The organism is Pseudomonas sp. SJZ079 (assembly GCF_007993865.1).
Taxonomy (GTDB): domain Bacteria; phylum Pseudomonadota; class Gammaproteobacteria; order Pseudomonadales; family Pseudomonadaceae; genus Aquipseudomonas.
Map to the genome: position 1 here is coordinate 30,048 of NZ_VIUH01000002.1, position 12,497 is coordinate 42,544.

Annotated in this window: 10 protein-coding genes; all 10 read left to right on the plus strand. The window is 64.1% G+C overall.

Annotated elements, in window-relative coordinates:
- Positions 1 to 252 precede the first annotated feature (252 nt).
- The 10 genes from FBY03_RS02315 (at position 253) to fis (ending at position 12,421) form a co-directional block, all read left to right on the plus strand.
- On the plus strand, positions 253 to 1,869 hold the full coding sequence (locus FBY03_RS02315; RefSeq protein WP_147170588.1) for a PleD family two-component system response regulator: 1,617 nt from the start codon (positions 253 to 255) through the stop codon (positions 1,867 to 1,869).
- Positions 1,870 to 2,926: 1,057 nt separating this feature from the next.
- The gene (locus FBY03_RS23450) at positions 2,927 to 3,970 is read left to right on the plus strand and encodes a methyl-accepting chemotaxis protein (protein WP_371920747.1); all 1,044 of its coding nucleotides are present in this window, start codon (positions 2,927 to 2,929) and stop codon (positions 3,968 to 3,970) included.
- A 134-nt stretch (positions 3,971 to 4,104) separates the two neighbouring features.
- A complete protein-coding gene (locus tag FBY03_RS02325; RefSeq protein ID WP_147170590.1) occupies positions 4,105 to 5,883 on the plus strand; it encodes a protein-disulfide reductase DsbD in 1,779 nt (592 codons plus the stop codon).
- A gap of 174 nt (positions 5,884 to 6,057) precedes the next feature.
- Positions 6,058 to 6,507 (plus strand): type II 3-dehydroquinate dehydratase, encoded by a 450-nt coding sequence (aroQ, locus tag FBY03_RS02330; RefSeq protein ID WP_147170591.1) that lies wholly within the window; start codon positions 6,058 to 6,060, stop codon positions 6,505 to 6,507.
- Between the two features lie 22 nt (positions 6,508 to 6,529).
- Positions 6,530 to 6,988: an acetyl-CoA carboxylase biotin carboxyl carrier protein gene (accB, locus tag FBY03_RS02335; RefSeq protein WP_147170592.1), complete on the plus strand. Its 459-nt coding sequence runs from the start codon at positions 6,530 to 6,532 to the stop codon at positions 6,986 to 6,988.
- A 17-nt stretch (positions 6,989 to 7,005) separates the two neighbouring features.
- A complete protein-coding gene (gene accC, locus FBY03_RS02340) occupies positions 7,006 to 8,355 on the plus strand; it encodes an acetyl-CoA carboxylase biotin carboxylase subunit (protein WP_147170593.1) in 1,350 nt (449 codons plus the stop codon).
- 261 nt (positions 8,356 to 8,616) lie between these two features.
- On the plus strand, positions 8,617 to 9,495 hold the full coding sequence (gene prmA, locus FBY03_RS02345; RefSeq protein WP_147170594.1) for a 50S ribosomal protein L11 methyltransferase: 879 nt from the start codon (positions 8,617 to 8,619) through the stop codon (positions 9,493 to 9,495).
- A 68-nt stretch (positions 9,496 to 9,563) separates the two neighbouring features.
- Positions 9,564 to 10,925: a DUF3426 domain-containing protein gene (locus tag FBY03_RS02350; RefSeq protein ID WP_147170595.1), complete on the plus strand. Its 1,362-nt coding sequence runs from the start codon at positions 9,564 to 9,566 to the stop codon at positions 10,923 to 10,925.
- 180 nt (positions 10,926 to 11,105) lie between these two features.
- Complete coding sequence (gene dusB, locus FBY03_RS02355; protein WP_147170596.1) at positions 11,106 to 12,104, plus strand: tRNA dihydrouridine synthase DusB; 999 nt, start codon at positions 11,106 to 11,108, stop codon at positions 12,102 to 12,104.
- The gene (gene fis / locus FBY03_RS02360) at positions 12,101 to 12,421 is read left to right on the plus strand and encodes a DNA-binding transcriptional regulator Fis (RefSeq protein ID WP_025164355.1); all 321 of its coding nucleotides are present in this window, start codon (positions 12,101 to 12,103) and stop codon (positions 12,419 to 12,421) included. The genes dusB and fis overlap by 4 nt, the downstream gene beginning before the upstream one ends.
- Positions 12,422 to 12,497 lie beyond the last annotated feature (76 nt).

A 12,497-nucleotide genomic window follows, 5' to 3' on the forward strand; every position in this document is an offset into this window, starting at 1 on the left:
GGCATTCGGTTGTTCGACCGCAACCCCATACCAGGGTTGCACAACGGCCTTGCACTATAAGTTAAGCGCAAGCGCAGCGTCGAACGGCAAACTTAGCGCCGGTGCAACCCTGGGCGCGACTTATGGTCTGTGTGTTGGATGGAAGGCCGGCGTCGATGGATCGACGGCGCTGGTTTCGCCTCTCAGCGGTGGTAGCATGAAGCCACTATCCAGGCCGCTCTCCGCCGCCCCACAAAAAGAAGAACCCGGGCCATGACCGAGCACGAAGACCCCAGCAGCAACCGCCTCAAGCAGCACTTTGCCCAGCGCGTCATCCATCAGGCACGCCAGGTGCTGGAAGCCTGGCAGCGCTTGCAGCGTAACCAATGGAATGACCTCGGCATGAGCGAACTGGGCGATGCCGCATCACTGCTGCAACGCTACGCCGAGCGGTTCGAGCAAGCCGAACACTTGCAACTGGCCAAGGCTATCGGCCAGTGCCTGCGTGCGGTGACTGACAACCGCGGGCGTCTCAACAGCGGCCTGATCAGCGAGCTCAATCTGCTGATACAGCGCCTGTCACGCACCGGTCTGCGTCACGGCGATCGCCTCGAGCAGACCGTGTTGCCGCCCCTGCGCAAACCGGTCTACCTGGCCCTGCAACATCTCGATCGCGCCGAACGCCTGGCCCAGCAATTAGAGTTTTTCGGCATGAGCGCCAAGCCGTTCGACAGCGCCAACGCCTTCCGCGCCGCGATGCTCGAACGTCACCCGGCGGCCATTCTCATGGAGGTGGACTTTTCTGGTCCTGGCGCGGGTTTGCAGCTGGCCGAAGCGGTGCAACAAGGTCTGCAACATAAGATTCCCCTGCTGTTCTTCAGCCACGACGACACCGACACCCCGACCCGCCTGGCCGCCGTACGCGCCGGCGGCCAGGAGTTCTTCACCGGCACCCTGGACGCCTCCAGCCTGCTCGAACGCATCGAAGTACTCACTCACGTGGCGCAGTACGACCCCTATAAAGTGCTGATCATCGATGACTCACGGGCCCAGGCCACTCACACCGAACGCGTCTTGAACAGCGCCGGGATCGTCACCCGCACGTTGAACGAGCCGATTCAGGCGATGGCCGAACTGGCCGAGTTCCAGCCCGACCTGATCATCCTCGACATGTACATGCCGGACTGCAGCGGCACCGAACTGGCCAAGGTGATCCGCCACAACGACCGCTACGTCAGCGTGCCGATCATCTACCTGTCCGCCGAGGACGACCTGGACAAACAGCTCGATGCGATGAGCGAAGGCGGCGACGACTTCCTCACCAAGCCGATCAAGCCACGCCACCTGATCGCCACCGTGCGCAACCGCGCCGCGCGAGCGCGCGACCTCATGGCGCGTATGGTGCGTGACAGTCTGACCGGCCTGTACAACCACACCCACACCCTGCAACTGCTTGAAGATGCCCGTTATCGCGCCCAACGCGATGGCCAGCCCCTGAGCTTCGCCATGCTCGACATCGACTTCTTCAAGAAGGTCAACGACAACTATGGCCACCCCATGGGCGACCGGGTGATCAAGAGCCTGGCGCTGTTCCTCAAGCAGCGCCTACGCAAGAGCGACCTGATCGGCCGCTACGGCGGCGAAGAGTTCGCCGTGGTCATGCCCAACACCAATGCCCAGGCCGCCGCTCATGTACTCGACGAGGTGCGTCGACGCTTCGCGGAAATCCGCTATCCGGCGCAGCCCCAGGACCTGTCCTGCACCTTCAGCGCGGGCATCGCCGAGCTGAACAACGACCTGGACGGCAAAAATCTCTCCAAGCAGGCCGACGAGGCGCTGTACGTGGCCAAGCATGGCGGGCGTAATCGGGTCGCGGTGTTTGGCGCCTGAACAGCCCCGAAAAAAGTGTGACGCCACGCACGCCGTCATAATTTCGCAATGAAAACGCAATAACTTCAGAGCCTTGGGAGTCGCACCCGGACATATCGGGCGCGGCCCGACACCGTTTCGTCATCGGTCGAGCCCTATGCGCCTGAAGTCACTTACCAATCTCAACACCCTGCTGCTGGTCACCGTCTGCATCGCCCTGGGCAGCACCCTCTGGTGGTCGCAACGCGCCCTGGAACGCCCCTACCTGCTGATGGAGCGTTACCTGAGCCTGTCCCAGCAGTTCCAGCAGGATGTCGCGGGCAATATCCAGGTTTACCTCGACAGCGGTGACGCCTTGCGCCACAGCCGCGCCCTGCAGGCGCTCGACAACCTGACGCAAGCCATCGACGCACTACCCGCCGAACTGGGCGAACCGTTGCGCGACAGCCTGAGCCAGCTGCGTGCCTTCAGCGCCAGCCAGTTGCTGGCGGCCGGCAAGCTCGCCGGCGATCCGCAGGGCTTACTGATCCAGGCCGAACGGGAAGTGCTCGGCACCCTGGAACAGCTCGCGCACTACGTAGACAGCAGCCCTGACACTGGCGCGAACGGCTATCGCCCGGCGCTATTCGCTGCCGCGCAACACCTGACCCGCCTGGCGCACGCCCGCGCCAAGCTGGTCAGCAGCGGACGCAGCGAGCTGGCTGCCGACGTCGAGCGCGAGCTGGCCGCACTCGATCGGCAGACCCAGACCCTCGATGCCCTGCCCCTGCTGGGCGTGAAAGATGACAGCGGCTCCGCCAGCGCGGGCTTCGCCGCCATGCTCGGCCTGGCCAATGACGATGACGGTGCGCAGGCAGAAGACCGCGGCATCGCACTGAAACGCGAGCTGATCAGTTTGACCCACCGCTACCCGGCGGAATTGACCCGCACCCGCGCCTTGATCGAACAGCGCAGCGAACTGGCCCAGGCCACCCGTACCCAGGTCGACAGCGTGCAGCAGGCCCTGGCCGCGCTGGAGCCGGCCGTGCGGGCCGAGCACGGCCGTATCCAGGGCGAAGTGCGCCTGCTTCAGGGGTTGATGATTGGCCTGATCCTGTTGATCGCCCTGATCATCGACACCCTGCAGCGGCGCCTGACCCGCGTCCTCAATCACCTGGCACCGGCCCTCTCGGCCTGGGCCCAGGGTGATTTCGGCGAAGACATCCGGTTGACCTCACGCACCCGCGAACTGCGCGATATCGAGTCCTCGCTGAATCACCTGCGCGCCTATCTGGTCGACCTGGTCGGCACCATTCGCCTGCATGCCGAGCAGGTCGCGGGTTCCAGCCGCACCCTGGCCGACCTCAGCGGCGGCCTGCATACAGGCGCCGAACGCCAGGTCGGCGATACCGCGCAGATCCGCGACGCCCTCGGCGAACTGCAGGCGACCATCCAACAGGTCGCCGGTGACGCCAGTCAGGCCGCCGATGCCAGCCGCGATGCCGGGCGCGCCGTCGAACAAGGCCAGCACGTTATCGGCCAGAGCCTCAGCGGCCTGCACGCGCTGGTCGATGAAGTACAAGGCAACGCCCAGGCCATCGAGTCCCTGGCGGAGGAAACCGCGACCATCGGCACGGTGCTGACGGTGATCCGCAGCATCGCCGAACAAACCAATTTGCTCGCCCTCAACGCCGCCATCGAAGCCGCTCGCGCCGGCGAGATGGGCCGCGGTTTTGCCGTGGTCGCCGAAGAGGTGCGCTCACTGTCGCAACGCACCAGCGGCGCCACCGCGCAGATTCAGGAGCTGATCGGTCGCCTGCAGCAAGCCGCCCGGCAATCGGTCAGCGCCATGCGCGCCCAGGTCGAACACGCCGAAGCGACGGCGGGCCAGGCCGAGGCCGCCGATGGCGCACTGGACGAAATAGTCGCGGCGATCGGCACCATCGCCAGCATGGCCGAACGCATCGCCGAGGCCACCGCACAACAGAGCGGTGCGGTCGGCGAGATACGCGGCCACAGCGAACGCATCCACCAGCTCGGCGGTGACAACCTGGCGCGGATCGGCGAGGGGCGCAACCAAGGCGAACACTTGTTGCAACTGGGCGGACAGCTGCATCGGGCGGTGCAGGCCTTTCGCGTATAAGCCGGTGGGACTGGTTAGGCACCACGCTGCCGTGACCTCCTTTCGTCGACCGAAAAAACCGCTTACAGCCTGGCCCATGCACTGAAGCACAAGGCTCCGTTATGATGATGGGACTTCTGCCCGATGAGACCCCCATGCGCCGCTTACTCAGCCTGATCCTGCTGCTCATCGCCCTGCCGGCCAGCGCCGGCCTGCTCGACAACCGTCCGGCTGCGGCGCCGCTGGGCGCGGCGCTGAACAACAGCGCGGACTTCCTGCCCGTGCGCGAGGCCTTCAAGCTGAGCCTGATCGACAGCTCGGGCGACTCGATCAAACTGCGCTTCGTCCCTGCCGAGGGCTACTACCTCTACAAGCACCGTTTCAAGTTCGTCAGCGAGCCGGCCGACATCGGCCTGGGCCCTGCCCGACTGCCGACCGGCAAGCAGAAGACCGACGAGTACTTCGGCGACGTCGAGGTGTACTACGGCGTACTGGATGTCGAACTGCCACTGGATAAGCCGGTCACCCGCCCGTTCAACCTCAGCGTCACCTACCAGGGCTGCGCCGACAAAGGCCTGTGCTATCCACCGGAGACCGAGCAACTGACCATCGGCGGAGAGCTGCCTGGCGCAGCGTCCACCCCAGGCCCGGCGAGTCCGGTCAACAGCTGGAACTGGAGCGACCTGGCGCTGTTCTTCCTCGCCGGCCTCGGCCTGACCTTCACCCCCTGCGTGCTGCCGATGCTGCCGATCCTCACCGGAGTGGTGCTGCGCGGTCAGTTTGGCGGGTTGCGCAGCCTGAGCCTGTCACTGGCTTACGTGTTGCCGATGGCCGCCAGCTTTGCCGTACTCGGCGCCTTGATGGGCGTGTTCGGCGCTAGCCTCAATCTGCAGGCGCGCCTGCAGTCGGCCTGGGTGCTGGTGCCCTTCGCGACGCTCTTCGCGCTGTTTGCCCTGGCCATGTTCGGCGTCTACGAATTGCGCCTGCCACGCCTAGTCAGCGAGCCGCTGAATCGCTGGGCCAACAAGACCCATGGCGGCTCCCACAGCAACGCGGCACTGCTCGGCGTACTCTCCAGCCTGCTGGTATCGCCGTGCGTATCGGCGCCCCTGGTCGGCGCCCTGCTCTATATCAGCGCCAGCGGTGATGCCCTGGGCGGCGGCTTGCGACTGCTCGCCCTGGGCCTCGGCATGGGCGCCCCCCTGGTGCTGTTCGCCACCGGGGGCGGCGCCTTGCTGCCGAAGTCCGGCAGCTGGATGGTCGCCGTGCGCAACGCCTTCGGCGTGCTGCTGCTGGCGGTCTCCATCTGGCTGCTCGAACGGGTCCTGCCTGGCCCACTGACCCTGGCGCTGTGGGGCCTGCTCGCCGCCGGCGTGGCGCTGTTTCTCGGCGCCCTGGAATTCGTCACGAAAACCCCGAAGGAGAAACTCGCCCAGCTGACCGGTCTGGTGCTGCTGGTCTATGCCCTGGCGGCCTGGACCGGCGCCCTGCAAGGCCAGGATGATCCGCTGCGCCCACTCGGCCGCATGGCCATGGCCAACACCCCGGCGAGCCAGGTCAACCCCGGCAGCTGGCAGGTGATCAGCAGCCCCGCCGAGCTGGACGCCGCCTTTGCCGCCGCGCAAAGCAGCCACCAACCGCTGCTGCTCGACTGGTACGCCGACTGGTGTATCAGCTGCAAGGTGATCGAGCGCGAAGTTCTCAGCGCAGCGGAGGTCGGCAGTCAGCTGGGCGACTACCGCCTGGTGCGTTTCGATATCACCGAAAGCAATGCGGCTCAGCGCGCCCTACTCGACCGTTATCAACTGTTCGGCCCACCGGCGATCCTGCTGTTCGACGAAAAGGGTGACGAATGGCAGGATTTACGTGTCGTAGGTGAGGTCGATGCCGCGACCTTTGCCGCGCGCCTGCAGCAGGCACGCACACGCTTTTAACCCGTCGCTAACCCACTTACTACGCACACTGCGCGGGCCGCCGAACTATTGGCTTCAGCGTCATACATTTGCCGCAAACTGCGGGCATCGTGTCGGCTACTGTTGATAACTGGACAGCCATAAGGCTTCTCCGGCATAGTCCGGCGCAGCGTGAGAAATCAGGAATAGACGATCATGGCTACCTTACTGGTACTGCACGGCCCCAACCTCAATCTGCTGGGTTCCCGCGAACCGGGCGTCTATGGCGCCATCACCCTGGCTCAGATCAACCAGGATCTGGAGCGCCGCGCCCGCGAAGCCGGCCATCACCTGCTGTACCTGCAAAGCAATGCCGAGTACGAATTGATCGAACGTATTCACGCCGCAAAAGGCGAAGGTGTCGACTTTATTCTGATCAATCCCGCCGCGTTCACGCATACCAGCGTCGCATTACGTGACGCATTGCTGGCGGTGAGCATCCCATTCATCGAAGTGCACCTGTCCAACGTGCACAAGCGTGAACCTTTTCGCCATCACTCCTACTTTTCCGACGTTGCTGTGGGAGTGATCTGCGGCCTTGGCGCCAGCGGTTACCGGCTGGCCCTGGAGGCTGCACTAGAACAACTTGAACTCGAACGACCCTGACCTCACTGGGAGTTGAACACCTATGGATATCCGCAAAGTCAAAAAACTGATCGAACTGCTGGAAGAATCCGGCATCGACGAACTGGAGATTCGCGAAGGCGAAGAGTCGGTACGCATCAGCCGCCACGGCAAGCAACCGACCTATGCCCAGCAACCGATCTACGCTCAGGCACCGGCTCCGGCAGCGCCTGCCGCCGCTCCGGCCGCTGCTGTTGAAGCCGCAGCCCCGGCTGCTGCCAAGCTGAACGGCACCGTGGTGCGCTCGCCGATGGTGGGCACCTTCTACCGCGCCGCCTCCCCGACCTCGGGCAACTTCGTCGAAGTGGGTTCGAGCGTGAAGAAAGGCGACATCCTCTGCATCGTCGAGGCGATGAAGATGATGAACCACATCGAGGCCGAGACCAGCGGCACGATCGAATCCATCCTGGGCGAAAATGGCCAGCCGGTGGAATACGATCAGCCCCTGTTCACAATCGTTTGAACCGCGGAGAGCCAGCGATGTTGGAAAAAGTTCTGATCGCCAACCGCGGCGAGATCGCCTTGCGCGTCTTGCGCGCCTGTAAAGAGCTGGGCATCAAGACCGTTGCGGTGCACTCCACCGCCGACCGCGAACTGATGCATCTGGCCCTGGCCGACGAGTCGGTGTGTATCGGCCCTGCCTCCGGCGCCCTGTCTTACCTGCAGATTCCGGCGATTATCGCCGCCGCCGAAGTCACCGGCGCCACCGCCATCCACCCTGGCTACGGCTTCCTCGCGGAAAACGCCGACTTCGCCGAACAAGTGGAAAACTCCGGCTTTGCCTTCATAGGCCCGAAAGCCGAGACCATCCGCCTGATGGGCGACAAGGTCTCGGCCAAGGATGCCATGAAGCGCGCTGGCGTACCGGTAGTGCCCGGCTCCGACGGTCCGCTGCCGGAAGACGAGGAAACCGCCCTGGCGATTGCCCGCGAGGTCGGTTACCCGGTGATCATCAAGGCTGCTGGCGGCGGCGGTGGTCGCGGCATGCGCGTGGTCTACAAGGAAGAAGACCTGATCAAGTCAGCCAAGCTGACCCGCAGCGAAGCGGGCTCGGTATTCGGCAACCCAATGGTCTACCTGGAGAAGTTCCTCGGCAATCCGCGCCACGTGGAAGTCCAGGTGCTGTCCGACGGCCAGGGCAACGCCATCCACCTGGGCGATCGCGACTGCTCGCTGCAGCGCCGCCACCAGAAGGTCCTGGAAGAAGCCCCGGCCCCGTACATCGATGAGCGGGCGCGCGCCGAAGTGCTGCAGCGCTGTGTCAATGCCTGCATCGAGATCGGCTACCGTGGCGCCGGCACCTTCGAGTTCCTCTACGAGAACGGCGGCTTCTACTTCATCGAGATGAACACTCGGGTCCAGGTCGAGCACCCGGTCTCCGAGATGGTCACCGGCATCGACATCGTCAAGGAGATGCTCAGCATCGCGGCAGGCAACAAGCTGTCGTTCACCCAGGACGACGTGGTCATCCGTGGCCACTCGCTGGAATGCCGGATCAACGCCGAAGACCCCGACAACTTCATGCCCTGCCCGGGCAAGGTCAAGCACTTCCACGCCCCAGGCGGCAATGGCGTGCGGGTCGACTCGCACTTGTACAGCGGCTACACCGTACCGCCGCACTACGACTCGCTGATCGGCAAGGTGATCACTCACGGCGCCACCCGCGAAGAGGCCATGGCGCGCATGCGCAATGCCCTGGACGAGATCGTGGTCGACGGCATCAAGACCAATGTCCCGCTGCACCGCATGCTGACGCGCGACAAGGGTTTCTGCGAAGGCGGCGTGAATATCCACTACCTGGAAAAGAAACTGGGTATGGATAAGCACTAAGCCCATGACCTGCTGCGCGTTGGCGATACGGCGTTAAAAACAAGCTCGGATGCTCATTTACAACAGTAAACTGCGCATCCTCGATTGTTTTTGCCTTGTCTCGCCCTAGCTCAAAGGTCATGACTGAAGCGCCAGACAAGGGCTGCCCATGGGCGGCCCTTGTCGTTTCCGCCAGGCGACTACTGTGGCAGCAGCGCCACCGCTTCAAGTAAGCTGCGCGCCAATTTGCATCATCACGCCACAACGCCCACGAGGTTTCCCATGCCCTGGTTACAAGTCCGTCTCGCCATCACCCCGGATCAGGCGGAAACCTACGAAGACGCACTGCTCGCAGTCGGCGCCGTGTCGGTGACCTTTATGGACGCCGAGGATCAACCGATCTTCGAACCGGACCTGGGCACCACACCACTGTGGTCGCACACTCACCTGCTGGCCTTGTTTGAAGCCGACACTCAGGCCGAGGCTGTGTTCGCCCACCTGCAATTGCTGACCGGCACTGAATTGCCGGAGCACCACGCCGAGGTGATCGCCGATCAGGACTGGGAGCGCAGCTGGATGGACGGCTTCGAGCCGATGCGCTTCGGCCAGCGCCTGTGGATTGTGCCCAGCTGGCACGCCGCGCCGGAGCCGGACGCGGTCAACCTGCTGCTCGATCCGGGCCTGGCCTTCGGCACCGGCACCCACCCGACCACCGCGCTGTGCCTGGAGTGGCTGGATGGCCAAGCGCTGGACAACTGCAGCGTGATCGATTTCGGCTGCGGCTCGGGGATTCTGGCCATCGCCGCCCTGCTGCTCGGCGCCCCCCAGGCCGTCGGTACCGATATCGACCCGCAAGCCCTGGAAGCCTCGCGCGATAACGCCGGTCGTAATGGCATCGACCCGGCACGCTTCCCGGTTTACCTGCCGGCCGACATGCCGCCGGAACAGGCCGACGTAGTGGTCGCCAACATCCTCGCCGGGCCACTGGTGGCCCTGGCGCCGCAGATCACCAGCCTGGTCAAGCCAGGCGGTCGCCTGGCGCTGTCGGGTATCCTCGCCGAACAGGCCGAGGAGGTCCGCACCGCCTACGGCGAAGCCTTCGACCTCGACCCGACCGCGACCAAGGACGGCTGGGTGCGCATCAGCGGCGTGCGCCGCTAACGCTGCACCGCTGCTACTTTCGCAAACACTTGCGTTAGACTAATCGCCTTGCTTGACCGGATCGCCGCATGATCGAAAGCTTCGTCACCCAGTGCCCCCATTGCCGCACCAGCTTTCGGGTCAACCCCGCCCAGCTGGCCGCCGCCCATGGAGCCGTGCGCTGCGGGGCCTGCTTGCACGTGTTCAATGCGGCGCGGCAGCTGCTGGCACAAGGCCACAGCCTGCCCGCAGCAGCCCAGCCCATCCCGCCGCCAGCACCAAGCAGCGAACCAAGCGCCGCGCACGCCAGCGAGCCGCCGATCTCACAGACGCACCACGTGCCAGACAAACACGCCGAGGACACCCTGTGGATCCACGACGACCTGGATCTCGACAGTCTCGATCTGGACGAAGAACTGGCCAAGCTGGAGGAACAGGAGCAGCAGTTGTCGCAACAGTTTCTCGACCTCGACCGCGCCGCCAAACAGACCGAAGCCTTTCCCGCCCCGGCAGACGCGGAACAGCAAGAACCTGACGAGCAATGGGCCGAAGCCCTGCTTCACGACGACCCGCCGACGCCAGCGCCGAGCAACAGCCCCACACCCAGCCCGCCCGCAGCGGAGTTCAGCCCACACCAGGAAACCCCAGCCCCGCTCTCGCCCAACGCACCACTGGCAACGAGCAAACGCTCGCGCCAAGAGCCCGTGCTCAATCTCAGCGACACCCACACGGACGATCACGAACCAGCCGAGCATGAACTGCACTTGAGCGCCGAGCGCGATGCGTTCATCGGCGAACCCGATAGCGAACTGGACACCCCGGCTGCCATGCACACGGTGGCCGAGGCCGACCCGGCCCAGGAGCAACCGCCCGGCAAGGCTGAGCGCCACGAGCCCGGCCTGCGCGACGAGCACCTGTTCGAACTGGATGACGAACCGCTGCAACTGGACTGGCAACGGCCGCGCAAATCCTGGGGCCGCCGGCTCGGCTGGGGCCTGCTCAACCTGCTGGCTGCCATCGCCCTGAGCGGCCAGTACCTGAACTATCACTTCGACGAACTGGCGCGCCAGGATCAATACCGCCCCTGGTTCGAACAACTCTGCCCGACGCTGGGCTGCCTGCTGCCGTCCAAAGTCGACATCGAGCAGATCAAGAGCAGCAACCTGGTGGTGCGCAGCCACCCGGAATTCAGCGGCGCCCTGGTGGTCGATGCGATTCTGTATAACCGCGCGCCGTTCACCCAACCCTTCCCGCTGCTGGAAATGCGCTTTGCCGATATCAATGGCCAATTGCTCGCCAGCCGCCGCTTCAAACCCAGCGAGTACCTCGCTGGCGAGCTGGCCGGACAGGCGGAAATGCCGCCGCAAACGCCGATTCACATATCCCTGGATATCCTCGACCCAGGCACCCACGCGGTGAACTACAGCCTCAGCTTCCACTCCCCGGAATAGCCCGCACACGGCGGCTTGCCTGGCAATCCCCGGACAAGAGAACACTTCGCTATAAACCCTCAGCTGTTCAGATTTTGTTCAAATCAGCCTTTATCCGGTCACCCAGAGCGGGTATCATTCCCAGCCTTTTTGCACTCTCCTAATCGCCTCAACAGCAGGTCTCTTGAGCAGGGAAGCCCTATGTCGGCGCTACGCATCGGCCCCTATACATTGCCCAACTCGCTGATTCTCGCGCCCATGGCCGGAGTCACTGACGGGCCGTTCCGCCAGCTCTGTCGCCGCCTGGGCGCAGGCCTGGTGGTATCGGAAATGGTGACCAGCGACGTGCGCCTGTGGAACACCCGCAAGTCGAGCCTGCGCCTGCCCCACGAGGGCGACCCCGAGCCACGCTCGGTGCAGATAGCCGGCGGCGACCCGCAGATGCTCGCCGAGGCGGCGCGGCGCAATGTCGAATTGGGCGCGCAGATCATCGACATCAACATGGGCTGTCCGGCGAAGAAGGTCTGCAACAAGGCCGCCGGCTCCGCCCTGCTGAAGGACGAGCCATTGGTCCGCGAGATTTTGCAGGCGGTGGTCGCCGCAGTCGATGTGCCGGTGACCCTGAAAATCCGTACCGGTTGGGATAGACAGAACAAGAACGGCATCGAGGTGGCAAAGATCGCCGAACAAGCGGGAATCGTCGCGCTGGCGGTGCATGGCCGCACCCGGGCCGACCTGTACACCGGCGAAGCCGAATACGACAGCATCGCCGCGATCAAGCAGGCGGTGTCGATTCCGGTGTTCGCCAATGGCGACATCGACTCGCCGGAAAAGGCCAAGGCCGTGCTCGCCGCTACCGGCGCCGATGCCCTGTTGATTGGTCGGGCCGCCCAGGGCCGGCCGTGGATTTTTCGGGAAATCGAGCATTACCTGCGTACCGGGGAAAAACTCCCGACACCGAGCCTGACTGAAGTGGAATGCATCCTGCTTGAGCACCTGGCCGCACTGCACGCCTTCTACGGCGACCTGATGGGCGTACGCATCGCCCGCAAGCATGTCGGCTGGTATCTCGCAACCCTGCCGGGCGCCAGGGAGTTCCGCGCCCAGTTCAATCGTCTGGACAGTACGGACGCGCAGTGCGCCAACGTTCGCGAGTTTTTCGGCGAACGGCATAACGATGGAGAAGGGGTGGCCGCATGACGATGTTGACCGAGACTTTAGAGAGTGAAATGGCTCCCGTGAGTGACAACACCAGCTTGAAACAGCACCTCAATGCGCCGAGCGAAGAAGGGCAAACCCTGCGCGGCAGTGTCGAGAAAGCGCTGCATAACTATTTCGCCCATCTTGAGGGCGCAGACGTCACCGATGTGTACAACCTGGTGCTCACCGAAGTGGAAGCGCCGCTGCTGGAGACCGTGATGAATTACGTCAAGGGCAACCAGACCAAGGCCTCCGAACTGCTCGGCCTGAATCGCGGCACCCTGCGCAAGAAACTCAAGCAGTACGACCTGCTCTAACCCGTATTCCCGCAACGAGGGCGGCCTCATCCAGAGCCGCCTTTTTTGTTGACTCCCCTGCTCTGATGGACTCTGA